General features: G+C 68.0%; 22 protein-coding genes. 13 read left to right on the top strand and 9 right to left on the bottom strand.

Annotated features, from left to right (window positions below; all coding sequences use genetic code 11):
• Positions 1–28: 28 nt before the first annotated feature.
• From EV646_RS10450 to EV646_RS10440, 3 genes are read right to left on the bottom strand one after another with little or no spacing between them, the layout of a single operon-like run.
• Positions 29–622: a TetR/AcrR family transcriptional regulator gene (locus EV646_RS10450; RefSeq protein WP_132146776.1), complete on the bottom strand. Its 594-nt coding sequence runs from the start codon at positions 620–622 to the stop codon at positions 29–31.
• Entirely contained in the window at positions 619–1,470 is an 852-nt protein-coding gene (locus EV646_RS10445; RefSeq protein ID WP_132146773.1) for a sugar phosphate isomerase/epimerase family protein, read from the bottom strand. Before EV646_RS10445 ends, EV646_RS10450 begins: the two co-directional genes overlap by 4 nt.
• A 7-nt stretch (positions 1,471–1,477) precedes the next feature.
• The gene (locus EV646_RS10440) at positions 1,478–2,410 is read right to left on the bottom strand and encodes a Ppx/GppA family phosphatase (RefSeq protein WP_132146770.1); all 933 of its coding nucleotides are present in this window, start codon (positions 2,408–2,410) and stop codon (positions 1,478–1,480) included.
• A gap of 87 nt (positions 2,411–2,497) precedes the next feature.
• Here EV646_RS10440 and EV646_RS10435 point away from each other — a divergent pair, with 87 nt between their 5' ends.
• A complete protein-coding gene (locus EV646_RS10435) occupies positions 2,498–3,235 on the top strand; it encodes a DUF3109 family protein (RefSeq protein WP_132146767.1) in 738 nt (245 codons plus the stop codon).
• Here the strand turns inward: EV646_RS10435 and EV646_RS10430 are convergent.
• Positions 3,228–4,181, bottom strand: coding sequence for an NAD-dependent epimerase/dehydratase family protein (locus EV646_RS10430; RefSeq protein ID WP_132146764.1), 954 nt, complete (start codon positions 4,179–4,181; stop codon positions 3,228–3,230). The two genes, EV646_RS10435 and EV646_RS10430, sit on opposite strands and share 8 nt — an antisense overlap.
• 65 nt (positions 4,182–4,246) lie before the next feature.
• On the opposite strand from EV646_RS10430, the gene EV646_RS10425 reads away from it, so the two are divergent.
• The gene (locus EV646_RS10425; protein ID WP_132146761.1) at positions 4,247–4,879 is read left to right on the top strand and encodes a VOC family protein; all 633 of its coding nucleotides are present in this window, start codon (positions 4,247–4,249) and stop codon (positions 4,877–4,879) included.
• 449 nt (positions 4,880–5,328) lie between these two features.
• Here the strand turns inward: EV646_RS10425 and EV646_RS10420 are convergent, their stop codons facing one another.
• From EV646_RS10420 to EV646_RS10405, 4 genes are all read right to left on the bottom strand, one after another.
• Positions 5,329–6,735 (bottom strand): WS/DGAT/MGAT family O-acyltransferase, encoded by a 1,407-nt coding sequence (locus EV646_RS10420; RefSeq protein ID WP_132146758.1) that lies wholly within the window; start codon positions 6,733–6,735, stop codon positions 5,329–5,331.
• 291 nt (positions 6,736–7,026) lie between these two features.
• The gene (locus tag EV646_RS10415; protein ID WP_132146755.1) at positions 7,027–7,698 is read right to left on the bottom strand and encodes a hypothetical protein; all 672 of its coding nucleotides are present in this window, start codon (positions 7,696–7,698) and stop codon (positions 7,027–7,029) included.
• 76 nt (positions 7,699–7,774) lie between these two features.
• Positions 7,775–8,452 carry a hypothetical protein gene (locus tag EV646_RS10410; RefSeq protein ID WP_132146752.1) on the bottom strand — a complete coding sequence of 226 codons (678 nt, stop codon included), beginning with the start codon at positions 8,450–8,452 and terminating at the stop codon, positions 7,775–7,777.
• 152 nt (positions 8,453–8,604) lie between these two features.
• A complete protein-coding gene (locus tag EV646_RS10405) occupies positions 8,605–10,029 on the bottom strand; it encodes a beta-N-acetylhexosaminidase (protein WP_132146749.1) in 1,425 nt (474 codons plus the stop codon).
• Between the two features lie 157 nt (positions 10,030–10,186).
• Here EV646_RS10405 and EV646_RS10400 point away from each other — a divergent pair, with 157 nt between their 5' ends.
• The 11 genes from EV646_RS10400 to EV646_RS10350 all read left to right on the top strand — a co-directional run bounded on the left by EV646_RS10400 (position 10,187) and on the right by EV646_RS10350 (position 23,103).
• Positions 10,187–11,419 (top strand): MFS transporter, encoded by a 1,233-nt coding sequence (locus EV646_RS10400; RefSeq protein ID WP_132146746.1) that lies wholly within the window; start codon positions 10,187–10,189, stop codon positions 11,417–11,419.
• Positions 11,420–11,423: 4 nt separating this feature from the next.
• Entirely contained in the window at positions 11,424–12,119 is a 696-nt protein-coding gene (locus EV646_RS10395) for a class I SAM-dependent methyltransferase (protein WP_132146743.1), read from the top strand.
• Between the two features lie 97 nt (positions 12,120–12,216).
• Positions 12,217–12,768: an ATP-binding cassette domain-containing protein gene (locus EV646_RS10390; protein ID WP_132146740.1), complete on the top strand. Its 552-nt coding sequence runs from the start codon at positions 12,217–12,219 to the stop codon at positions 12,766–12,768.
• Positions 12,769–12,862: 94 nt separating this feature from the next.
• Positions 12,863–14,008, top strand: coding sequence for an ABC transporter substrate-binding protein (locus EV646_RS10385; RefSeq protein WP_241995735.1), 1,146 nt, complete (start codon positions 12,863–12,865; stop codon positions 14,006–14,008).
• Positions 14,008–15,780, top strand: coding sequence for an ABC transporter permease subunit (locus EV646_RS10380; protein ID WP_132146734.1), 1,773 nt, complete (start codon positions 14,008–14,010; stop codon positions 15,778–15,780). The genes EV646_RS10385 and EV646_RS10380 overlap by 1 nt, the downstream gene beginning before the upstream one ends.
• Positions 15,777–17,096 carry a hypothetical protein gene (locus EV646_RS10375; protein WP_132146731.1) on the top strand — a complete coding sequence of 440 codons (1,320 nt, stop codon included), beginning with the start codon at positions 15,777–15,779 and terminating at the stop codon, positions 17,094–17,096. The genes EV646_RS10380 and EV646_RS10375 overlap by 4 nt, the downstream gene beginning before the upstream one ends.
• 52 nt (positions 17,097–17,148) lie before the next feature.
• Entirely contained in the window at positions 17,149–18,549 is a 1,401-nt protein-coding gene (gene radA / locus EV646_RS10370) for a DNA repair protein RadA (protein ID WP_132146728.1), read from the top strand.
• Between the two features lie 165 nt (positions 18,550–18,714).
• Positions 18,715–19,653 (top strand): beta-ketoacyl-ACP synthase III, encoded by a 939-nt coding sequence (locus EV646_RS10365; protein WP_132146726.1) that lies wholly within the window; start codon positions 18,715–18,717, stop codon positions 19,651–19,653.
• A gap of 207 nt (positions 19,654–19,860) precedes the next feature.
• Positions 19,861–20,916 carry a DNA integrity scanning diadenylate cyclase DisA gene (gene disA, locus EV646_RS10360; RefSeq protein WP_132147785.1) on the top strand — a complete coding sequence of 352 codons (1,056 nt, stop codon included), beginning with the start codon at positions 19,861–19,863 and terminating at the stop codon, positions 20,914–20,916.
• A gap of 121 nt (positions 20,917–21,037) precedes the next feature.
• Positions 21,038–21,610 carry a PadR family transcriptional regulator gene (locus EV646_RS10355; RefSeq protein ID WP_132146723.1) on the top strand — a complete coding sequence of 191 codons (573 nt, stop codon included), beginning with the start codon at positions 21,038–21,040 and terminating at the stop codon, positions 21,608–21,610.
• Positions 21,589–23,103 (top strand): DHA2 family efflux MFS transporter permease subunit, encoded by a 1,515-nt coding sequence (locus EV646_RS10350; RefSeq protein ID WP_132146720.1) that lies wholly within the window; start codon positions 21,589–21,591, stop codon positions 23,101–23,103. The genes EV646_RS10355 and EV646_RS10350 overlap by 22 nt, the downstream gene beginning before the upstream one ends.
• On the opposite strand, the gene EV646_RS10345 is transcribed toward EV646_RS10350, so the two are convergent.
• Positions 23,074–23,727: a hypothetical protein gene (locus tag EV646_RS10345; protein ID WP_132146717.1), complete on the bottom strand. Its 654-nt coding sequence runs from the start codon at positions 23,725–23,727 to the stop codon at positions 23,074–23,076. The genes EV646_RS10350 and EV646_RS10345 overlap by 30 nt on opposite strands.
• Positions 23,728–23,735: the final 8 nt, after the last annotated feature.

Raw genomic sequence — 23,735 nt, 5'->3', positions numbered from 1 at the left:
CCTTGGCAACAGCTCGTTTTTGCTCAGCTCAGCCGGTGAGGTGGAGTTGGAGGACCGGGGCCAGGCGGTCGATGAGGGTGGGGAGGTCGGCGGAGGCCACGGGTTCGAGTTCGATGATGTAGCGGGCCAGGGCGACGCCGATGAGCTGGGTGGCGACCAGCGAGATGCGGAGCTGGGCGTCGGGGACGTCGAGGGTCTGCGATACCGGCTGGAGGATCATCTGGGTGATGCCCTCGCGCATGATCCGGGCGACCTCGTCGCTGGTGACCACACTGCGGAAGAGCGCCTTCATCCGCGTCTGGCCGTCGGGCGACTCCCAGACGCCGAGGAACACGGTCGCGATCCGTCGGCCGAGCTGCTCCGGTGGGCCGTCGAGGACGCGCGCGGCCACCTGGCGCGGGTCGACCGGGAGCGCCATCGACTCGATGAACAGCTCGTCCTTGCTGTCGAAGTAGTGGTGCACCAAGGCTGCGTCCACGCCGGCTTCACGAGCGACCGCGCGCAGCGACGTCGCGGTGAATCCCTTGTCCGCAAAGGAATCCCGGGCCGCTTTCAGGATCTCGCCGCGGGTGTCCGGTCCGCCGGGTCGCCGGCCAACCCGCCCATTTCGGGAGGTTGTCACGGAGTCAGCTCCGAGATCTCCCCCTCCGGGGTGACGGCGAACGACGTACGGCGAGAGGTCTTGACGAAGTGCTTGCGGGTGAATTCCAGCGACTCGATCAGGTCGACCTCGCGCTCGGAACGGCTGGTCGCGCGGCGGGTGTTGATCTCGATGATGATGTGGCCGCGAAAGTCCGCGTTCGCCAGGTTGACCAGCAGGTCGGCGGCGCGCTGGGTGCCGCGACCGGGGACCAGGTGCTCATCCTTCGCCGACCCCGTCCCGTCGGTCAGGTGGATGTGCGTCAGGCTCTCGCCCATCGTCTCTGCCAGCTCGACACAGTCCTGCTCGGCGGTCGACGAGTGCGACAGGTCGAGCGTGGTGTGCGCGTAGGTCTGCTCGGTCGGGTCCCAGCTCGGCGCGTACGCCTGCAGGCCCTTGCCCGGCGCGCGCCACGGATACATGTTCTCGACCGCGAAGATGATCCCGGTCTCCGCCTCCAGCCGCGCGATCCCCTCGACGAACCCGCGCGCGTAGTCCCGCTGCCAACGGAACGGGGGATGTACGACGACCACGTCGGCGCCGAGGTCCTTCGCGGCCTCCGCGCTCCGTTCGAGCTTGCCCCACGGGTCCGTTCCCCAGACCCGCTGAGTGATCAGCAAGCAGGGCGCGTGGATCGCCAGCACCGGGAGCTGGTGGTAGTCGACCAGCCGCTGGACGGCGTCGATCTGCGTCGACAGCGGGTCGATGCCGACCATCACCTCGACCCCGTCGTACCCGAGCCGCGCGGCCAGCTCGAAGCAGCTCGCGGTCGACTCGGGGTAGACGGACGCGGAGGACAGGCCGATCCGTGCGGTCTTGCTGGTGTTCATCAGGTGCCTATCGGGGTTGCAACTGGTCGAGCCTGGACAGGATGACACCTTCGCGCAGCGCCCACGGACAGACCTCGAGCGACGGCAGGTCGAACAGGTCCATCACCGCGTCCGCGACCATCGCGCCGGCGACCAGCTGCGTGGACCGCCCGACCGACACCCCGGGCAGCTCGGCCCGCTCGGCGGCGGACATCTTGGTCAGCTTGGGCATCCACTCGGCCAGGTCGTCCCGGTTCAGCGACCGCGGAACGTACGGGCCGTCGTCCGACGGCGCGGCACCGCAGATCCGCGCGAGCGACCGGAAGGTCTTGCTGGTCGCGACCGAACGTTGCGGCTTTCCGGCCCGCAGTACGGTGCCTGCCACTGCGGCCATCTCCATCCGGATCCGCTTCCGGAGCGCGCGTACCTCGTCCTTGTCCGGCGGGTCCTGGGTCAGGCCCTCCCGGGTCAGCCGGCCCGCGCCGAGCGGGACCGACACCGCGACCGTGGGCTCCTCGTCCGACCCGGCCGCGATCTCCAGCGACCCACCGCCTATGTCGAACACCGCGAGCCGGCCCGACGACCAGCCGAACCAGCGCCGTACGGCGAGGAACGTCAGCCGGGCCTCGTCGTCGCCGGTCAGCACCTGCAGGTCGATCTCGGTCTCCTTGCGGACCCGTTCCAGCACCTTCTCGCCGTTCGGCGCCTCGCGCAGCGCGGAGGTGGCGAACGCGAGCACCGACTCACAGCCCTTGTCCTCGGCCAGCTCGGCCGCCTGGTTGATGAACGAGACCAGCTCGTCCGCACCGGACTGGGCGATCTTGCCCTCCTTGTCGAGGTGCTCGGCGAGCCGAAGCTCGGTCTTGTACGAGTACGCCGGCAGCGGCGCCGCACCGCGGTGAGCGTCCACCACGAGCAGATGGACAGTGTTGGATCCCACGTCGAGTACGCCGAGCCGCATACCCTCACGCTACTGGACTGCCGGAGTATCAGCGTTCCCGGCAGCAACCATTCACAGTTGTGGGCAATACGCGCGTACGCTTTCCAGGTGCCTGAGGTTTCTCTCGATTTTCCCCGTGCCTGGGTCGAGTTCACCGATCCGGATGACCAGGATCAGGTCTTCCGTTGCGACCTGACCTGGCTGACGTCCAACTGGACCTGCATCTTCGGCGGTGGCTGCCGCGGCATCTACAAGGGCCGGCCGAACGACGGTTGCTGCACCCTCGGGGCGCACTTCTCCGACGCCGACGACGAGAAACGGGTCAAGGGCTATGTGAAGGAGCTGACCAAGGACGACTGGCAGTTCCGCAAGGAGGGCCGGAAGAACGGCTGGGTCGAGACCGACGACGAGGGCGACCGCAAGACCCGCGTCTGGGAAGGCGCCTGCATCTTCCTGAACCGCCCGGACTTCCCCGGTGGCGGCGGCTGCGCGCTGCACGGGCTGGCGCTGAAGCGGGGCGTGCACTTCGTCGAGACGAAGCCGGACGTGTGCTGGCAGTTGCCGATCCGCCGGACGTTCCGCGAGGTCGAGCGACCGGACGGTACGACGTACACCGAGGTCGGCATCGGCGAGTACGACCGGCGCGGCTGGGGCCCCGGCGGTCACGACCTGGACTGGTACTGCACCGGCAACACCGAGGCGCACATCGGTGTCGAGGCGGTCTACGAGTCGAGCAAGGTCGAGCTGCAGACCCTGATGGGCCTCAAGGCGTACGACGTACTCGCGGAGTACTGCAAGCAGCACCTGGAGTCGGGCCGGCTACTGCGGCACCCGGCGTCTAAGTAGCGATCTTGCCGTTCTCGACCAGCCAGCTGACCCCGGCCAGCGCAGCTTCGAGCGCGGAGTAGCGCGGGCGGAAACCGAGCAGCCGCGCGGCCTTCTCCATCGAGCAGTGCGGACTGTGCGTGATGTGATCCCGGGTGATCGCGGAGTCCTGTTTGGACACGGTCTGACCCCACTCGTCCCAGGGCAGGAACGCGAGCTGCGCCTCGTGACCGAACCACGCCGCCACGCCCTCGGCGTACCCGCGTAGTGTCATCGCGCCGTCGGCGACCGCGTGGAAACTCTCACCTACCGCCACCGAGCGGTTCGCCAGCGCGGCGAGGAAGACTCCGGCCACATCGGCGGCGTGCACGTGCTGGACGGTCTCCAGGCCGAGGTTCGGCAGGAGCAGCTCGTGGCCGCGAGCAAGCATCTCGAAGACGCCGACATCGAGATTGCCGGCCGGGTTGACCGGCGTCCAGCCCGGTCCGCTGATGTGCCCGGGATGGATGACGGTGGCCGGCAGCCCGTCGCGGCGGGCGCGGTCGAGCAGGTATTTCTCGATCGCGGCCTTGGCAATGCCGTAGTCGCCGAACGGCCGCCGCGGCGCGTCCTCCCGGGTTGGCACGGTCGCACTCGGGCCGTGCACCCAGATTGTGCCGCAGTGCAGCAGGTGCTGGACCTTGCCGTGCACAGCCTCGGCGAGCTGGCGAGCACTGTCCTCGGTGAAACAGATCAGATCGATCACTACATCTGGCTGGAGGTCGGCGACGCGCTTGCCGAACGTGCCGGCAGCGTCCTCCGCGTCGCGATCCACCTGGACCATCCGCACCTGGTTCCAACCGCCACTCGACTGGTACGGCGTCCGTTCACCGCGGCTGAGGACGACGACCTCGTGACCTCGTTGGACCAGCTCGGGAACAAGGTAGGTGCCGATGTGGCCGGTTCCGCCGATGACGACTGTGCGCATGGCCCTCAGCGTATGCGACACCCCCGGTCCGGCGACTGTCGGTGATGGGGACCACAATGGCTGGCATGCGTCTGGATCATCTGTCGTACGCGTGCGGACCCGATGGGTGCCGCGCGACGGTCGAGCGGTTGTCCGCGCTGCTGGGGGCGGAGTTCGTCGACGGTGGTGTGCATCCGCGGTTCGGCACGATCAACCAGATCCTGCCGTTGGAGAACGACCGCTACATCGAAGTGGTCGACGTGCTCGATCACCCGGCGTCGGACAAGGCGCCGTTCGGTCAGGCGGTCCGGGCCCGCAAGGAGCTCGGCGGCGGCTGGCTCGGCTGGGTGGTCGCGGTCCGTGACATGGAGCGGATGGAGAAGCGGCTCGGCCGCGAGGCGGTCCCGGGCAACCGGCACCGTCCGGACGGCGTGAACCTGACCTGGCGGCAGATCGGCGTGAAGGGCCTGATCGCCGACCCGCAGCTTCCGTTCTTCGTGCACTGGGACGACCTGACTCAGCACCCGTCGGTCGGCGGCAAGGGCATCAAGCTGAGCGCCCTGGAGATCGCCGGCGACCCGGCCCGCGTCAGCGACTGGATCGGCCACCCCGCCGACCACCTCCTCGACGACCTCGACGTCAACTGGATCGGCCCCAACGGCCAGCCCGGCCTGGTAGCCGCCGTCTTCGAAACCCCCAACGGCATCGTCCGTCTGTGACCCAGATCTTTCGCGCGATCGAGCCTCGGCTACTCTGGTCCCCTCGATCCGGGCGGGCCGTCCATTGCCCCGGCGCCCCCACGGATCCAAGCGGACCATTTCATGGGATCTCCCACGCTGTACGTAACCCTGCCCGGCCGTGTGTCGGAAGTCGGTTCTGAGCGAGCGGGGGTGCGGGGAGCGCTGCCTACCTGAATCGACAGGTCGGACTCCCCAGTCGACCCCGCTCCAGGCACGGGAGCAGCACCCACGGCGGGCCGGGTGACTGGATGCGTTCGCAGGGTGCGGTGGATGGTGGAGGGTTTTGCAGTGGACGGTGGAGGTATTTGCTGGGATAGAGCGGAAAACCCTCCCCTGTCGACGGGGGACGGCGAGCGGGCCCGCAGATGTGGCAGAAGAGCCTCCCCGCTCGCCTGGTTCCATGCCGAAAATGGTCCGCTGATCCGGGTTCAGTGAATGTTTTCGAGGTCGGCCAGGGCGGTTTCGAGGTGGAGGAGTAGGCGTTGGAGGTGGGGGACGGTGCGGCGGCAGCCGGTGAGGCCGAAGTGGAGGTGGTGGTCGTAGCTGGTGACGCTGATGTTGAGGGCCTGGCCGTTGAGCACGATGGACGCCGGGTACATGCCGAGCAGGCGCGACCGGTTCCAATACAGCGGGCTCTCGGCTGGTCCCGGGATGTTCGAGATGACCAGGTTGTACGGCGGGGTGCTGTGGCTGGCGACGCCGGGAATGACAGCCGCGGGGCCGGCGACAGCGAAGCCGAGGGCGCCGAGCATCAGGTTCTGCAGCGGGGTGAGCTGGGACAGGACGCCCTTGCCGTAGCTGGTCGACGCCATGATGCGCCGGATCCGCAGCCCGGGGTCGGGCTCGTCGGTGGCGAGGTCGGCGATCATCGTGGCGAGCGAGTTGCCGCCGCCCGGGGCCTCGTCGCGGCTGCGCAACGACACCGGCACCATCGCCGTCAACGCCTTGCCCGGAAGGGCGTTCAGCTCCAGCAGATAGTTGCGCAGGGCACCTGAACACATGGCGAGCATGCCGTCGTTGAGGGTCGCGCCGGTGATCGCGCGGACCTTCTCCAATCGCTCGATCGGCCAGGACTGAGCCGCGAACCGGCGGGACCCGGTGATCGACTGGTTGAACACCGTCCGCGGCGCCTGAAACGCAGCCGCGGAATGTTCGTACTGCAACGTCCGTACGAGCGCTTTGAGCCCGACCGGGGTAAGTCCGGCCAGATCCGCGAGCAGCCGAGCCGTGCCGCCAACTGCCTGGGCGGCGTTGCCGACAAGTCCCCGCGTCGGGGCGCGGCTGCCACCTGCGTCCGGGAGAGCGTAGGTGGCGGGCATATTGGTGCGGGTTGGGTCGGGGGTGAGGGTTTGCTGCATCCAGCGGAGGGCGGTCACGCCGTCGATCATCGAGTGGTGGATTTTGCTGTAGAGGGCGAACCGGCGGCCCTCGACGCCTTCGATCAGGTGCATCTCCCACAGCGGCCGGCGCCGGTCCAGCAAGGTCCCGTGCAACCGGCTGGTGAGCTCGAACAACTCCCGGAACCGCCCCGGCCGCGGCAGCGCCGACAACCGCACGTGGTACTCCAGGTCGACATCGGCGTCCTGCTCCCACGACCAATACCCGAGATCCGCGACCCGGTTCCGCACCCGGCGGCCGAACAGCGGGTTGACCGTCTGCACCTCGACGATGTCGCGGTACAGCCGAGCCACGTAGTCCCGCGACCGCTCCGGAAACACATGATCGCGCCCCGCGCCCTCCGGCAGCTCGAACACCATCAGTCCGCCGACATGCATCGCCTGCTCACGACTCTCGCCCAGCAAGAACATCGCATCCAGCGGCCCCACCCTGGTCATGGGGCCTCCCGGCCTGGACTGAGGAGCGGACGGAGCGAAGCGACCGGAGTGACGAGGGAAGGCCGGGAGTCAAAGCCCCATGACCCGCCGCGCCGGAGGCGTGGCATCAACACGGTCATGGTTCCTCCCGCTCCCGGTCTGGTTCCCGGCCCACTCATCGTCGCCGCCGTACTCCAGGCCGTCTACAGCTCCTCAACACCCTTCACCCAGATTTGGTTACCGCATCAACAAAGACAGCGCCGACCGTGAACCAGAAAGGTTCACAGCCGGCGCTGTTCGAGCAGATAGGGACTACTTCTTGACGATCGGGCTGGTCGACTCCCAGATGGTGCTGACCGCGTAGAGGACGACCCGGTACTCACGCACTGCGGTGGTGTTGTACGTGTAGCTGTAGGTGCCGGTGGAGGTCGAGTAGACGTCCTTCAGGCCCTTCCACGTGGTGGTGCCCGGCGTACGGTACTGGATCTGACCACGAGCGCCGGACCAGCCGATGAACCTGTCACCGCCCGCCCAGTAACGCATAGCGGCGGTCTTGATGTTCACCTTCGACCCGCTCCGCGTGGGGTACACCCGCCCGTACGACGCCAGCCGCACATCGGTGACTGGCGTGTACTGATAGACATCGGTGTAGCTGGCATCCCAGGCGTAGTCGGGGCGCCACGTCCACCGGCCGAGCGGGGCGTCGGAGTAGACATCGATGTAGTCGGTACGCGCACTGTTCTCGAAGTACGCGACGGCTTGCCAGCCCTTCGTCGGGTGAATGGCGGTCCAGGCGGCGTCCGTGACACCCGCCGCCGCACAGTTCGGACCTTGTTTGACCGTGATCTCCTTGTACGGCGTACCGATCGAGATCCGGCTCTGGACGTACAGGCTGCAGGTGCCTGCGGCATCGGCCGCCGGCGCGGAAGCGACCAGACTGCCGGCGAAGACGCCGGCAGCGGCCAGGAACGACAACAAACGCATGAGAATTCCCCCCAAAGGAATATCGCGCCGGCTGTGAATCAGGACGGTTCGCAGCCGGCGCGTTCGAGCTGTGGAACTACTTCTTGACGATCGGGCTGGTCGACTCCCAGATGGTGCTGACCGCGTAGAGGACGACCCGGTACTCGCGGACCGCAGTGGTTGAGTAGGTGTAGCTGTAGGCCCCGGTCGACGTCGAGTAGACGTCCTTCAGGCCCTTCCAGGTGGTGGTGCCGGGCGTACGGTACTGGATCTGACCGCGGGCGCCGGACCAGCCGATGAACTTGCTGCCGCCGGCCCAGTAGCGGTTCGCGGAGGTCTTGATGTTCACCTTCGACCCGGTCCGCGTCGGGTACACCCGGCCGTACGAGGCCAGCCGCACATCGGTGACCGGCGAGTACTGGTACACCGAGGGCGTGGTGTCGGCCGCCTTGTAGGCGCCATCGCCACGCCAGGTCCACTTCCCGAGCGGGAAGAAGTCATAGATGGGGACCGTGGTCGAGCGGGCGTAGTTCTCGAAGTCGGCGCCAACTCCCTCGCCCTGCGTAGGGTGAACAGCGGTCCAGTAGGCGTCCATGACACCAGCAGACGTGCAGTTCGGGCCCTCCTTGACCGTGATGGTCCGGTACGGCGAACCGATCGAGATTTTGCTCTGGACGTACAGGCTGCAGGTGCCCGCAGCCTCGGCCGCCGGAGCGGCGCCGATCACACCGGCAGCGAAAACGCCGGCGGCGGCGAGGAATGACAACACGCGCATGTAGACCCCCAAGGTCAACAGGTACGGCGTCGCTGGGATGGTGCGACGTCGTGGCAGAAGGACAGATCAGTGCGCCTGCCCCCTGGAAAGCGCACGAACGTCACATCGTTGCCGAGGTCCCTGCCGTTACTGATTCCTGGGAGAAATTCACCTCAATCTAACGGGCGGTAGTTCAGACCGAGCCGCTCGATGCGGCCGAGGTGCGGTCGCAGCCGGCCGAGGAACTCGTCGTACGACGTCTTCGGCGAGCCCCAGGCGCGTTCGGCGAAGGCGCTCAGCCGCGGCAGCAGCATGTAGCTGACCTGCTCCGGGCCCTCCATGTACTCGGTCCACACGTTGCACTGGGTGCCGATGATCCGGGCCGCCTCCTCGGCGCTGAGCCCGGACGGGATCACCTCGAAGTCGTAGACCTTCTCGAGCGGGATGAGGCCGCCGATCGCGAGCGGTTCGGTGGCCGGGTCGCCCTGGTAGTAGTCGAAGTACACCGACTCGCATGGCGTCATCACGACCTCGTGGCCCGCCTTCGCGGCGACCTCGCCACGCTCGGCGCTGCGCCAGGCCATGATGACCGCATCCTGCGGGCAGTCGGTCTCGACCATCTCGTCCCAGCCGACCAGCCGGCGGCCCTCCTCGGCGAGCACCGCCGCGACCTGCGCGGTGAACCAGCCCTGCAACTGGCTCGGCTCGGACAGTCCGAGCTCCGCCTGACGCTTCTGCGCTGCCTCCGCCTCACCCCACTGCACCGCCGGGCACTCGTCACCACCGAGGTGAATGTACGGACCGGGGAAGAGCTCCAGCACCTCACGCAGCACGGTCTTCACGAACTCGACCGTCTCGTCGTTGACGTTGAGGACGTCGTCGCTGATGCCCCAGATCTGCCGGACGCCGAGCTGGTTGTCGGGGAAGTTGCCGAGCTCCGGGTACGCCGCGATCGCCGCCTGCATGTGCCCCGGCAGGTCGATCTCCGGGACCACCGTGATCCCCTGCTCGCCGGCGTACGCGACGATCTCGCGCAGGTCATCCTTGGTGTAGAAGCCGCCGTGCCGCGTGCCGTCGTACTCGAAGTCGGTCTGCTCGTGCGTCATCCGGCCGACCATGGTCTCCGTACGCCACGCGCCGACCTCGGTCAACTTCGGGTAGGCGTCGATCTCGACCCGCCAGCCCTGGTCGTCGGTGAGGTGGAAGTGCAGCACGTTCAGCCGGTGCAGCGCGAGTACGTCGATCACCTTGAGCACGAAGTCCTTCGGCATGAAGTGCCGGGCGACGTCGAGCATCACTCCGCGCCAGCCGAACCGCGGCGCGTCGGCGATGTGCACCGCCGGCACCGCGACCTTGCCGTCCTCGGCCGGTACGGCGGCCTCGATCAGCTGCTCGTACGTCGTCTCCGCGTGCCGCAGCGCATCCTCGGAACCGGCCGACAGCCGCGCGCCGTCGGCGGTGATGTCGATGCGGTACTCGGTCTCGCCGAGGTTCTCCACCACCGTCCGGACCGCGTCGGCGATCGGGTCTTCGGTGACCCATTGGTCGCCGGAAACGGTGAGCTCGCGCGGGGCAGGGACGATCGCGATGTCGGACATCCGGACTCCAAGGGGATCGAATTACGTCAAGACGATCCTATAAGCGGAGATCTCCCCCGTCTATGTTCGGAAGTGCGCGCAATCCAGATACTGAGAACGCTGCCGAACACCCAGAATCGGGATGCCTTCCCATTCAGGTAGATGAGATGGTGAGCCGGTGACCGCTGAAGAGCCTCTGCCCCGCCCTGCCGAGCTGCAGCGAACCACTCTGCGCGTGCTGGTGGTCAGCAACGTGCTGGGCGGGGTGGCCGTGGCCAGTGGGTTCGCGGTGGCGGGGTTGCTGGCGGAGAACATCTCCGGGTCGACGTCAATGGCCGGACTGGTTGCCACGTCGACCACGCTGGGCGCGGCGATCCTCGCCGTACCGCTGGCTAGGCTCGCGCGGTCGCGAGGGCGTCGGGTGTCGCTGACAACTGGTTACCTGATCGCCACGGCCGGTGCGGTGCTCAGCATCGTCGCCGCGCAGGTGGATTCGATGGCATTGCTACTGCTAGCTGGATGCCTGTTCGGCAGTGGCTCCGCTTCCAACCTGCAGTCCCGGTACGCCGCCACTGACGCAGCCGACCCGGAACACATCGCCCGATCGCTGTCGCTCGTCGTCTGGGCCACCACGATCGGTGTGGTCATCGGCCCCAACCTCACCGGCGTCGGCGGCTCAGTCGGTACGTCGCTCGGCGTACTGGCTCTGGCTGGTCCGTACATCTTCTCGGTGGTCGCCTTCGGCATCAGCCTGGCGACAGTGTGGTTCGGCCTCCGGCGCCTGCAGCAGGGGACGCCGCGCGTTCGGCTCGAGCGCCAGCCACTCCTCACGACTCTCCGTCGCGTCCTGGCCATCCCCCACGCCCGGCTCGGTCTGCTGGCCATCGGCACGGCGCATGCGGTGATGGTCGGAGTCATGTCGATGACGGCTGTCCATCTACGGCACCACGGTGCTTCGTTGACGATCGTCGGCTTCGTCATCAGCGGTCACGTCGCCGGCATGTACGCCCTCTCGCCCCTGATGGGCTGGCTCGCCGACCGCCTCGGCCGCATCCCCACCATCGGCATCGGCCTCGCAGTGCTGGCTTCAGCCATGACAGTCGCCGGGCTGGCCCCTGACGACGCTCACGGCCTCACCGCGACCGCTCTGTTCCTGCTGGGCGTCGGCTGGTCCGCCTGCCTGGTGTCGGGCTCCACACTGCTCTCCCGCTCGGTCCCCGAAGACATCCGCACCTCCGCCCAAGGCTTGTCCGACCTCACCATGGGAGTCCTTGCCTCCATCTCCGGTACGGCGTCTGGCCCGGTGCTGGCCCACCTCGGCTTCCACTGGCTCGCCGTACTGTGTGGCCTCCTGCTGATCCCGGTCGCCCTGCTCGCCGCCACCACCAAACAGGCAGTGGTTAAGGTCTAGCGGTGTGAGCATCGCGGAAGGTGGGATTCCGAGTCCCAACATCTGGCACCACCCGAAGGTGTACGAGGTCGAGAACGAGGCGGTGGACCCGGACGGCGTGATCGAGCCGGCCATGCGGGCGATCCGGGACTGGGCCGGGGCGACGGTGCTAGACATCGGCTGCGGGAACGGGTTCCACTTGCCGATGTTCGCGGCGACCGCGGCCCGGGTGATCGGGGTGGAGCCGCATGGCGGGCTGGCTCGTGCGGCCAAGCGTCGTACTCGCCAGCTGGCGAACGTCGAGATCAGGCAAGGTACGGCGCAGCGGTTGCCGGTGGCTGATGCCTCGGTCGACGTGATGCACGCACGCTGGGCGTACTTCTTCGGGCCGGGCTGTGAGCCCGGGCTGGCTGAGCTGGACCGGGTGATGCGGCGCGGCGGGACCGCGTTCGTGATCGACAACGACGGCAGCCGGTCGACGTTCGGGCGGTGGTTCAGCGCGGCGTACCCGATGATCAAACCGCCTGTGGTGGAACGATTCTGGGCCGCGCGCGGCTGGCAGCGGACCCAGCTCGACATGGGCTGGCGGTTCGAGCGGCGGGAGGACTTCGAGGCGGTGGTGCGGATCGAGTTCACTCCGGCCGACGCCGAGCGGATCATTGCGTCGCATCCCGGCGTGGAGGTCGACTACGCGGTCAACCTGTGGAGTCGGACCTTCTGAACCCCTTCTGAAACGGCGCGCGGCCCCGGCTGCGAACGGCCCTCTGATCACTCTAGGGTGATGGCACTTAACTTTCTGGGGAGGCGCCAGCCAGCGCATGGACGGACTGCTGCTCGAACGATTACCGGGTCTGCCCGAGCGACTCCGGATCGACATCGGTGAGCAGCGAGCGCTGGTGATGCCCTCTGCCGCCGCAGCCCGGCAACTGGGCGACCTGCTGATCGGTGCGGAGGAGCCGCCCGACGGTGCCGTGGTCAAAACCGCTGGTGCGGTCCGGCTGGTGCCTGCTGAAGGCGGTCTGCTCCCCTACCTCACTGTGCTCGGCAACGTGGTGCACGGGCACACAGTCACTCACCGGATCACCCGTAAGGCTGCTGAAGAGGAGTGCCGGGTGACCGCGGCTCGGTGTGGCCTGGAAGACGTACTGGATCGCTATCCGCACGAGATCACGCCAGGCCGTCGTCGGCTGGCCGGCGTGGCTCGGGCGCTGCGTGCACACCCGGCGGTGATCGTGCTGGAGGACGCAAGCGGCCTGCCAACGTGGGGCTCGTTGCTGCGGCTCGAGAGCAACCCCGAGCTCTGGTCTGCAGCGCTATTGCTCATCACCACCGATTCCGCGCGTACGACGGGCTTCCGCCGTGCCGCATAATCGACGCGCGTTCCTGGGAGCTGCTGCGACATCGCTGCTAGCTGCTGGGTGTTCCAGTGACGTCCTTGGGCTACGTCGCAGTGTGCGGATCGCGGTGAGCTGGAGTGGGCAGGAGCTGCGTGCGTTCCACGCCGTACTCGAAGGGCTCGGCAAGCTGGACTATCCAGTGGAGACCGTACCGCTGGGCGATGACATCTCGACCGCCTTCGGCCCTCGCTCGCCACACCGGCCGGACATCGTGATGCTGCCGCAGCCTGGACTCGTCCCGCGCCAGCTCCGCGACCTGGAACCCATTCCAGACGACGTGGCACAGCTCGGCCGGGCCCGGCTCTGGTCCGAACTCCTGGTGCAAGGCGGAATTACGTACGGCGTCCCATTCAAGACGGCACACAAGTCCGCGGTCTGGTACCGGCCGTCGGTGTTCCGAGAGGTCGGAGTCGAACCGCCGCGGCTGTGGAGCGAGTGGCTGACGCTCAACCGGACGCTGACGCAGGCTGGCATCCGTCCGCTGTCTCTGGCTGCCGGAGATGGCTGGGTGCTCACGGACTTCCTGGAGAACGTGCTGCTCGGTATAGCTCCGTCTGTCTACGCGGCACTCGCGACAGCGACCACTCCACGTCCGTCACGGCAGCCACAGTTCGCGGCTGCCCTGCGTCTGTTGGGCAGCATGTGGTCGGCGCCTGAAACGCTGGCAGGTGGTGTGAAGCGCTCACTGGTACAGCAGTTCCCTGATGCCATCGTCGAGGTGTTCGGCCATCGCAGAGCTGCCATGGTGCTGGCCTCTGACTTCGCAGAGCCTGTAGTGCGGTCCTTCGCCGCGGACCCCAACGACATCGGCCTCTTCACCTTCCCACCGCTCAGCTCTGGTGCAGCAGCTCCAGTAGTGGTGGGCGGTGACGTCATGGTGCTGCCGAAGCCCACCACCGACGACGCCCGAGACCTGGTACGACGTCTCGCCGCTCCAGCGGCAGCGGATCCGTGGATCAAGGAAGGTGGGTTCCTCGCTGATGGACGGGTGACGGGCTACTCCCCCGAGCTCACTCGGCTGGCGGAGCAGTTGGCCACGCCGGGCGGCCTGCTGCAGTTCGACCTCTCAGACCGGCTCGGGCGGCTCGGTGACATTGACAGGCTCTGGCGAGTCCTCACTGACTTCTTGATCCGCATCGGCGACCGCGGCAACGGCGTGGTGGCTGATGCGGTCGACGCGGCGATGACCGAGTTGCGGAAGGTGGAGGGCTGATGGGCCTGCAGAGCAACGGCCTGTCGCTCGAGGTGGTCGGGCGCGAGGTCAGCGGCCGGCCTGTGCCGGGCAAACCCCGCCGACCGGCCGGGCCGTACCTGCTGGGACTGCCCGCGCTGCTGCTGAGCTGTCTGCTGCTGGTGCCGATCGGTGTGACTGTCGTCGCGGCCTTCCGGACACCGGACGGTTTCGGGTTCGGCAACTTCGCGGTGATGGGCGATCCGGGCGCATTACGTGCCGTGGGCAATAGTCTGCTCTGGGTGCTGGTCGCGTTCGGCCTGGTGGTGGTCGGGTTTCTCCTTGCCCTGTTGAGCTATCGACTGCCAGCGGTGACATCGTTCCTGCAACCCGCACTGGTGATCCCGTTCGCCGTGTCGGTATTGGTGTCGGGGGCAACATTCCGGCTGATCTTCGACGCCACGCCGGAACGCGGCACCGTGACGGCGGTCTGGACACAGCTGTTCGGCTCCAGCCCGGTCTGGCTCGGCCCTGGCCTGTTCTGGCTGGTGCTGGTCTCCGCCTTCGGCTGGACCTGGCTGGGGTACGTCGTCTCGTTGTTCCGCGCCGGCCTGGATGCGATACCCGACGACGTGAGCCGCACGCTCGCTGCGGAAGGTGTCAGCGGCTGGCGACGACTGTCCATGCTGGAGATCCCGTTGCTGCGTCCCATCACCGGTGTGGTGACGCTGACCCTCGTCATCGCGGCAGTGCGGGTGTTCGACCTGGTACTGATCGTCGTACCCGGGCCGATGCAGCGGTCTGCGGATGTGCTCGGACTCAACTGGTGGCGTGCGACGACCACTGGTGCCGACCCGGGTCGCACTGCGGCGCTTGGCGTGGTGTTGTTCGCGATCGTCGCTGCCGTCGGAGTGATCGGCGTACGTGGGCTGCGGCGGCGTCGGTGGGCGATGCCGGTGGCTGTGGTACCGCCTGATGCGTCAGTGGGCCGGCCGAAGCCCAGCAAGCGGGTACGGCGGATCGGGTGGATTGTCGGCTTCGCGGTGAGCCTGGTCTGGATCCTGCCGGCCGTGGTGCTGGTCGCTACTGCGTTGCACTCGCCGCGGGAGGCCGGTCTGCGCGGTTGGTGGTCGTTGTCGGGGCTGGGGTTCTCTTCGTTCGCTGCTGCGGCGAATGTCGGGTTGTTCCGGGCGTTGCTGTCGACCGTGCTCATCGCTGGTGCTGCGACGGCTGTGTTGCTGGTGATCGCCGTACCGACGGCCTATCTGGTCGCGTGGGGTGGTCTGCCGCAGTGGTTGGGCCGTGTCGTGACGTCTGTGTTCGTGGTGCTGGCCGTGACGCCGGTGCAGATGTACGCCGCCCCGCTGCGGGATGCGATCGGTGCGGCGGGGTTGGCTGGGTCGCGGCTCGCACTGGCCTTGGTACATGCGGCCGCGGGCCTGCCGTTCGCTGTGCTGCTTCTGCGGTCTGCTTTCGCGTCTGCTCCGCCTGCGTTGGTGTCTGAGGCATTGCAGGGGCCAGCGCGACAGAGCGCCGTACTGGCGACTGTGCAGCGGACGTATCGGCCTGCGCTGGTTGCTGTGGCGGTGCTGGAGTTTGCACTGGTGTGGAACGACTTCATCGTCGGATTCCTGATCAGTGGTCCTGGTACGACGCCCCTGTCGCTGGTGTTGTGGGGTGAGGCTCGGCAGTTCTCCTCGTCCAGTGGAACTGTTGCAGCCGCGGCTGTTGTCGCTTCTGTTGTGCCGGTGGTGCTGATGCTGTCGTTCTGGCAGACGGTCGTGCGTGGCCTGACTGTGGGGAGCAGGCCATGACCGACGCTCCACCTGAGGAAGAACGCCGGCCGGAGGACAGGGATCGGGAGAGCCGCAGAAGGGGTGGCTTTTTCGGCATCGTCGCCATCGCGTCAGCTCTGCTGTCCGGGATCGTGGGCGAGAAGCTTGCGCAAACGCTCGACAGCGGCGGCTGGCTCGAGCTGGCGGGCTACACCATGACCGCCGCGTGCGCGGTGATCTGCGGGATCTACTACATACCTCCGGCCCTGCGGGAGCGCCGGCGTCGGCGCCAGCAGATCACGGCGGTGGCGGAGGCTACGGGCCTGCACCTCGCGGCGGAGGAGGCCGAGCGCTCGATGGTCGCTCTCGGCTCGGGTGCGGGCGGGATGGCTGCGGCGGAGTGGTTCTCGACGAACGAGTCAGGGCTGCGTGAGCTGCTGCAGAACGAGAAACCACGAGTGGACACCGCGGACGACCTCGCACGGATCTGTGACGCCCTGGAGGTCTGGTACCTGCGCAGGTACGACGCTGAAGCGTTGCTGGAGTTGAGTGACTTCCTGACCGCGGTCGCCGACGGATGTGGCCGGCGTGACCTGGCGGAGCTCGCCGCAGCCCGTGCGGCAACGGCGTTCAGGCTCATGGGCGACGTGGAGACGGCCACCACGCGGCTGGGGATCTCGGACAGCGTGGCGACCCACAGCCGTACGGCGGCCGCACTGACGACCCGCCGGCAGGTAGAGCGAGCCCTGCTGCACCTGGCACGCGCAGAGCGGTCGCCGGCGGGCAACGACCGGGAAGAGGCCGTGCTGAATGCCCGCGACCGGTTGGAGGACGCACGGCTGAGCAGACCGGGCCCGGACCTTGCTGCCGAGGTGGCGATCCAGATCAACCTGGCAGTTGTCCACCTGTATCAACAGGACGCCGAAGGCGCTCTCGACCAGCTCCGGCCCGCAGTAGCCCGGGCTACTGCCGCCGGAGACGTCAGCGGCCAGGCACACGCGTCCGAGCTCATGGGCGTGGCCGCGTGGATGCAGGGCAGCCGATACGAGGCCAGACGCTGGTGGCAGCACGCCGAACACCTGTACGCCGAGATCGACGAAATCGAAGGCCTCGCCCGCTGCCTGCAACACCTTGGCTCCGCCGAAGTCGTCGCCGGCAGCCGCGAACGCGGGCGTGAGCTGCTCGAACAGAGCGCAGTGCTCCGAGGTTCCGAAAGCGAGCTGCTGACGCAATATCTCGAAGCCGCCCGCGAGCCCACGCAGCCGCCGGAAGTCACCGAAGAAGCCTCGCATCAGACCGCCGTGAGCTGGATCCGCCGTCTCCTCGCCCGGCTCCGAAACCACTTCCGCCATTGACTTGTGGATGAACTCCGGCGTTCTGTCGGCGGCGTCCTCTAGGTTTGTCGGCATGGCGAAGGCAGCGGGGAACACCAAGGCGAAGCCGGCGTTCGCGTGCTCGGAGTGCGGCTGGACGTCGGCGCGCTGGATCGGCCGGTGTGGCGAGTGCCAGGCGTGGGGCACCGTCGCCGAGGTCGGGGCGCCCAAAGCTGCCCGGATCGCCGCCGGGCCAGTGTCGTCACCGGCCATGCCGATCGCCAAGGTCTCCGCGATCGAAGCCGAGTCCCGCCCGACCGGCATCGCCGAGCTCGACCGAGTCCTGGGCGGCGGCGTCGTACCAGGTGCCGTGATCCTGCTCGCGGGCGAGCCAGGTGTCGGCAAGTCCACCCTGCTGCTGGAGGTCGCGGCCCAATCGGCTCGGCGCGGTCAGCGCACGCTTTACGTCTCCGGCGAGGAGTCCGCCGCCCAGGTCCGACTGAGAGCTGGCCGGACCGACGCGCTGGTCGACGAGCTCTACCTTGCCGCCGAGACCGACCTGTCCGCGGTCGTCGGCCAGGTGGACGCGGTCGAGCCGTCGTTCCTCGTCATCGACTCGGTCCAGACGATGGCGCACCCCGAGGTCGACGGCGCGCCCGGTGGCGTGACCCAGGTCCGCGAGGTGACCGGTGCGTTGGTGCGACTCGCGAAGGAGCGGCACATCGCCGTCGTACTGGTCGGGCATGTCACCAAGGACGGCGCCATCGCGGGTCCTCGCATGCTCGAGCACCTGGTCGACGTCGTACTCGCGTTCGACGGTGACCGGCACTCCGGCTTCCGGATGGTGCGAGCGACGAAGAACCGGTTCGGCCCGTCCGACGAGGTCGGCTGTTTCGACATGGTCGACACCGGCATCGTCGAGGTGTCGGACCCGACCGGCCTGTTCGTCTCCGAGCACGCCGAGCCCGTCGCGGGGACGTGCGTGACCGTGATGATGGAGGGCCGTCGGCCACTGCTGGCTGAGGTACAAGCGTTGGTTGGGCCATCGGCCGCGCCACAACCACGCCGGACCACGTCCGGGGTGGAGTCGTCCCGGGTGTCGATGGTGCTCGCCGTACTGGGGAATCGGGTCGGGCTGAAGCTGACCGACCAGGAGGTGTACGTCGCCACGGTCGGCGGAGTGAAGATCGCCGAGCCGGTGGCGGACCTGGCCGTCGCGATCGCGGTCACGTCGTCGGTGATGGACCGGCCGATCCATCCCGGGCTGATCGCGATCGGCGAGGTCGGGCTGGCCGGTGAGGTACGACGGGTCGGCGGGCTGGAGAAGCGGCTGGCCGAGGCGGCGCGGCTCGGGTTCACCAAGGCGATCGTGCCCGCGGACGTGCCCAACCGCGGCAAGGAACTGAAGGCGATGGACATGCAGTCGAAGTACGGCCTCAGAGTCTTCGCGGCCGCCGACCTCCCCTCCGCCCTGCACGCCGCCGGCCTCACCTGAGCCGTGATCCTGCTGCGCGGTAGCGCCTGTGTTTCCGCGCACATCCGTGAGACGGAGGATCCACGGGGTGGAGCCGGGAACGTACCCTGGGGAGCGCCCCGCCGGGTTCAGTGCCGAGCCCGGGCCCCCGCCGGCCTGGCCGGATGACCGCAGGAGCACCCCAAGATGACCGGATCCAGAGTTGTCGCGCTCGGCCACTACCAGCCGGAGCGGGTGCTCACCAACGACGAGCTGGCCACCATCGTGGAGACCAGCGACGAGTGGATCCAGAGCCGGGTCGGCATCCGCGAGCGCCGGATCGCGGCACCCGACGAGCAGGTCGACGAGATGGCCTGGCTCGCCGCCGAGAAGGCGATCGCGAACGCCGGCATCGACAAGGCCGAGATCGACCTGGTCGTCGTCGCCACCTGTACGGCGATCGACCGGTCACCGAACATCGCCGCCCGGGTCGCCACCCGCCTCGGCCTCGGCAACCCGGCCGCCCTCGACGTGAACACCGCCTGCTCCGGCTTCAGCCACGCGATGGCGACCACCGATCACGCCATCCGGGCCGGCGCAGCGTCGAAGGCTCTCGTCATCGGGGTGGAGAAGCTCAGCGACTTCACCGACTGGACCGACCGGACCACCTGCGTGCTGATCGGCGACGGCGCGGGCGCGGCGGTCGTGGTCGCCAGCGACGAGCCCGAGATCAGCCCGGTCGTCTGGGGTTCGGTGCCGGAGATGTCGGACGCGGTCCGGATCGAGGGCCCGAACGCCAAGTTCGCCCAGGAAGGCCAGGCCGTCTTCCGCTGGACCACGACCCAGCTCCCGGTGATCGCCAAGCAGGTGTGCGAGAAGGCCGGCATCACTCCCGAGGAGCTCGGCGGCGTCGTCCTGCACCAGGCCAACCTGCGCATCATCGAGCCGCTGGCCAAGCGGCTCGGCGCGGTCAACGCGGTGGTCGCCAAGGACGTCGTCGAGTCCGGCAACACCTCGGCCGCGAGCATCCCGATCGCATTGTCGAAGCTGATCGAGAAGCGCGAAATCCCGTCCGGCGCGCCGGTACTGCTGTTCGGTTTCGGCGGCGGTCTCTCGTACGCCGGCCAGGTCATCCGCTGCCCGTAGCACTACCACCGCCGCACCCAACCCGGCGGATTCACGCGGGGAAGACCCCCTGCACGGAACGGGTGCACGGGCGGATGCACGCGCACTTGCAGGGGCAATGCGGCGACTGGCCGGTCGGTGCGGACATCGGCCGCACGGCCCGCTGCCAACCGCATAGACTCAGTGATCGTGGCCCCCAATTCCGACAAGAACAGCACCGGCGCCCGGATGCGCGCGACCCTCGCGGCGGTGGCACCCGGTACCGAACTGCGCGAAGGCCTGGAACGGATCCTGCGCGGGCGTACCGGCGCCCTGCTCGTCCTGGGTCACGACAAGACGGTCGATTCGATCTCGACCGGCGGCTTCGAGATCGACGTCGATTTCTCCGCGACCGGGCTGCGCGAGCTGAGCAAGATGGACGGCGCGATCATCCTGGACCGCGACGCCACCAAGCTGATCCGGGCCGCCGTGCACCTGATGCCGGACCCGTCGATCCACACCGACGAGACCGGCACCCGGCACCGCACCGCCGACCGGGTCGCCCGGCAGACCGGGTTCCCGGTGATCTCGGTGTCGCAGTCGATGCACATCATCGCGCTGTACGTCGACGACCAGCGGTACGTGCTGGAGGACTCCGGCGCGATCCTGTCGCGCGCCAACCAGGCGCTCGCCACCCTCGAGCGGTACAAGCTCCGCCTCGACGAAGTGTCCGGGACGCTGTCCGCGCTCGAGATCGAGGACCTCGTCACCGTCCGCGACGTGGCCGCGGTGGCCCAGCGGCTGGAGATGGTACGGCGGATCGCGACCGAGATCGACGGTTACGTCGTCGAGCTGGGGACCGACGGGCGGTTGCTCACCCTGCAGCTGAACGAGCTGGTCGCCGGTGTCGCCGGTGAGCGCGAGCTCGTCGTACGGGATTATCTGCCGCCGGCCACCGGTCGCAGGCCGAAGACGGCGGACGACGTGCTGCTCGAGCTCGATGCGGTCAGCCCGACGGATCTGCTCGACATCGGGCAGGTGGCGCGAGCGTTGCAGCTCGGTGGGGCCGAGCAGCTGGATGCCGCCGTGACGCCGCGCGGGTATCGCCTGCTGGCCAAGGTGCCGCGACTGCCGGGCGCCGTGATCGACCGGCTGATCGACCACTTCGGCCACCTACAGAAGTTGCTCGCGGCAAGCATCGACGACCTGCAGACGGTCGAAGGCGTCGGCGAGAACCGCGCCCGCACGGTCCGCGAAGGCCTCTCCCGCCTAGCCGAATCCAGCATCCTCGAACGCTACGTCTGATCCCTGACACCTCCCCACCCCCGGTTCGCATCGACGAACCGGGGGTGGGTTGCGTTCGGAGCCGGTCGAGAGTAATACTCCATGTGGAACATTTCGTGCGGAACAATCCGGGTGGAGGATTATGGCGGCCGAACTCACTCCGTTGGCGATCTCGGTGCTGGCGTTGCTGAAGGAGGAGCCGATGCACGCCTACGAGATGTACCAACTGCTGGTCAGGCGGCACTCGCACTGGCTCGTCAAGGTCCGGCCGGGCTCGCTGTACCACACGGTCGAGCGGATGGCCCAGCAGAACTACGTCCGCGCCATCGGCACCGAACGAGCCGGCAACCGCCCGGAACGGACGACGTACGAGATCACTCCGGAGGGCAGCGACGCCCTGACCCGGCGAGTAGAGGCGGGAATCGAGGAGTACGTCCACGAATATCCGCTCTTCCCCGTCGTGCTGAGCGAAGCGCACAACCTCGACGCGGACGACGCCGTACTCCGGTTCCGCCGCCGGATCGTGCACCTGGATCGCTGGCTGGCCGACATCGACGAAGCGCTGGCCGGCGCCCAGGCACGGCAGGTGCCGGAGGCGTACTGGATGGGCGGCGACTACCTCCGGACCCAATTGGCCGGCGAGCGCGACTGGCTCGCGACCACCATCGAACGGATCGAGAGCAAGGACTTGCCATGGCAACCCCGCAACAAGTGAGGCCGGAGGTGCGCGCGTGGCCGGCGCTCTGGGCGCTGGTGATCGGTTTCTTCATGATCTTGGTCGACTCGACCATCGTGTCGGTCGCGACCCCGGCGATCATGAACGACCTGAAGACCGACGTCGGCAACGTGATCTGGGTGACCAGCGCGTATCTGCTGGCGTACGCCGTACCGCTGCTGGTGACCGGCCGGCTCGGCGACAAGATCGGCCCGAAGAAGGTCTATCTGACCGGTCTGACGTTGTTCACCCTCGCGTCGGTCTGGTGCGGCCTCACCACGTCGGTCGAACTGCTCATCGTGGCCCGGGTCTTCCAGGGTCTGGGCGCCTCGATGATGACGCCGCAGACGATGGCTGTCATCACCCGGATCTTCCCGCCGGACCAGCGCGGCCGGGCGATGAGCCTGTGGGGCGCGACCGCCGGCGTGGCGACGCTGGTCGGCCCGATCCTCGGCGGGGTGCTGGTCGACGGACTCGGCTGGCAGTGGATCTTCTTCCTCAACGCCCCGATCGGCGTGATCGCGTTCGTACTGGCGATGCGGCTGGTGCCGGACCTGCCGACGCACGAGCACAAGTTCGACCTGGTCGGGGTGGCGCTGAGCTCGATCGGCCTGTTCTGCCTGGTGTTCGGCATCCAGGAGGGGCAGAAGTACGACTGGGGCACGATCAGCGGGCCGATCTCGGTGTGGTCGCTGATCATCACCGGTCTCGTCATCCTCGCGGCCTTCGTGTTCTGGCAGTCCCGCAACACCGGCGAGCCGCTGCTGCCCCTGCGACTGTTCCAGGACCGGAACTTCTCGCTGGCGAACACCGCGATCACCTCGGTCGGTTTCGCGATCACCGCGATGACCTTCCCGCTGATGCTCTACGCACAGTCGGTCCGCGGTCTGTCTCCGACGAAGTCCGCGTTGCTGCTGGTCCCGATGGCCGTCATCACCGGCGCGCTGTCGCCGTTCGTCGGCAAGCTCACCGACCGGGCGCACCCGCGCTACCTGGCCGGCTTCGGTCTGGCCTGCTGCTCGATCGCGCTCTTCTGGCTCAGCCAGGTGATCGAGCCCGACGTCGCGATCTGGAAGCTGCTGCTGCCGATCGCACTGCTCGGCGTGGCCAACGGCTTCATGTGGGCTCCGATCGGCAGTACGGCGACCAGGAACCTCCCGCTCCATCAGGCCGGAGCCGGTGCCGGCGTCTACAACACGACCCGGCAGGTCGGCGCCGTCCTCGGCAGCGCGGGCATCGCCGTACTGATGGAGTCGCGGCTGGCGCACAACCTGCCTGAGATGTCCGGCGGCTCAGAGGCCGGCGCGACCGGTGGGACCTTGCCGGCGGCGCTGCATCAGGGCTTCAGCGACTCGATGGCGCAGTCGCTGATCCTCCCGGCCCTCGTACTGCTGGTCGGCCTGGTGGCCGCTCTGCTGTTCGCGAAGCCGTTGCACATGCAGCAGCCGGCCGCCGTACCAGGATCAGACGATCTGGAAGGCCTGCGAGGATGACTCGCGGCCGTCGAAGACGGCCTTGACGACATAGGTTCCGGGCTTGGCGACCGGCTGGCCGGGGAGGCAGCCAGGCCCGGACCGATGGCCGTTCCAGGCCACCGTGCTGGTCGCTTGTTTGCCCTTGGCAACGACCAGGGTGGCGCGTGGAATCGCTTGTCCACAATGGGTTGTGGTCCAGATCAGGTCGTTGCCGGAGGTAACCGTCACGGTCAGCCGGCTCGCGTCGACGGTGGCTTTGCACTCGTCCGAGACCGCGTCGAAGCTGACCACGAAGTTCAGTGCCGAGCCCGAGGCGATCCTCCGGTTGGCCGGCAGCAACTCGACTTGGACGTCTGCCCCCGCGCACGTCGTGTCCCGCGGCGTCGTCGAGGTCTTGACCGGTGTCTCAGAGGTCTTCGCGGTGGCTCTCGCGGTCGGCGTGATGGTGGGCGTCACGACCGGTGCTGTGGTCGGGTCCTGCTGCGGGCCGGTCGCGGCCGTGTTCTGCGGGTCGTCCCCGCCGCCGGAGAAGAGCCGGGTGATCAGAAAGAGCAGCAGCACCAGTACGGCGAGTACCAGTCCCCGGCGGAACCAATACACGCTGGCGGGCAGATGCCCGACCGGACGGAGCAGGCTGCTCATGGGGGCAC

It is taken from the genome of Kribbella antiqua, from assembly GCF_004345665.1.
Lineage (GTDB): Bacteria > Actinomycetota > Actinomycetes > Propionibacteriales > Kribbellaceae > Kribbella > Kribbella antiqua.
This window is presented reverse-complemented; position numbering and strand designations above follow the sequence as displayed.

Excerpts from the sequence above, each read along its gene's own strand:
- EV646_RS10355 (WP_132146723.1), top strand. The coding sequence starts at position 21,038 with ATGGCGGCCGAACTCACTCCGTTGGCGATCTCGGTGCTGGCGTTGCTG.
- EV646_RS10420 (WP_132146758.1), bottom strand. The coding sequence starts at position 6,735 with ATGACCAGGGTGGGGCCGCTGGATGCGATGTTCTTGCTGGGCGAGAGT.
- EV646_RS10440 (WP_132146770.1), bottom strand. The coding sequence starts at position 2,410 with ATGCGGCTCGGCGTACTCGACGTGGGATCCAACACTGTCCATCTGCTC.
- EV646_RS10425 (WP_132146761.1), top strand. The coding sequence starts at position 4,247 with ATGCGTCTGGATCATCTGTCGTACGCGTGCGGACCCGATGGGTGCCGC.
- EV646_RS10415 (WP_132146755.1), bottom strand. The coding sequence starts at position 7,698 with ATGCGTTTGTTGTCGTTCCTGGCCGCTGCCGGCGTCTTCGCCGGCAGT.
- EV646_RS10375 (WP_132146731.1), top strand. The coding sequence starts at position 15,777 with ATGACCGACGCTCCACCTGAGGAAGAACGCCGGCCGGAGGACAGGGAT.
- EV646_RS10380 (WP_132146734.1), top strand. The coding sequence starts at position 14,008 with ATGGGCCTGCAGAGCAACGGCCTGTCGCTCGAGGTGGTCGGGCGCGAG.
- EV646_RS10390 (WP_132146740.1), top strand. The coding sequence starts at position 12,217 with ATGGACGGACTGCTGCTCGAACGATTACCGGGTCTGCCCGAGCGACTC.
- EV646_RS10365 (WP_132146726.1), top strand. The coding sequence starts at position 18,715 with ATGACCGGATCCAGAGTTGTCGCGCTCGGCCACTACCAGCCGGAGCGG.
- EV646_RS10350 (WP_132146720.1), top strand. The coding sequence starts at position 21,589 with ATGGCAACCCCGCAACAAGTGAGGCCGGAGGTGCGCGCGTGGCCGGCG.
- EV646_RS10445 (WP_132146773.1), bottom strand. The coding sequence starts at position 1,470 with ATGAACACCAGCAAGACCGCACGGATCGGCCTGTCCTCCGCGTCCGTC.
- disA (WP_132147785.1), top strand. The coding sequence starts at position 19,861 with ATGCGCGCGACCCTCGCGGCGGTGGCACCCGGTACCGAACTGCGCGAA.
- EV646_RS10410 (WP_132146752.1), bottom strand. The coding sequence starts at position 8,452 with ATGCGCGTGTTGTCATTCCTCGCCGCCGCCGGCGTTTTCGCTGCCGGT.
- radA (WP_132146728.1), top strand. The coding sequence starts at position 17,149 with ATGGCGAAGGCAGCGGGGAACACCAAGGCGAAGCCGGCGTTCGCGTGC.
- EV646_RS10430 (WP_132146764.1), bottom strand. The coding sequence starts at position 4,181 with ATGCGCACAGTCGTCATCGGCGGAACCGGCCACATCGGCACCTACCTT.
- EV646_RS10405 (WP_132146749.1), bottom strand. The coding sequence starts at position 10,029 with ATGTCCGACATCGCGATCGTCCCTGCCCCGCGCGAGCTCACCGTTTCC.
- EV646_RS10345 (WP_132146717.1), bottom strand. The coding sequence starts at position 23,727 with ATGAGCAGCCTGCTCCGTCCGGTCGGGCATCTGCCCGCCAGCGTGTAT.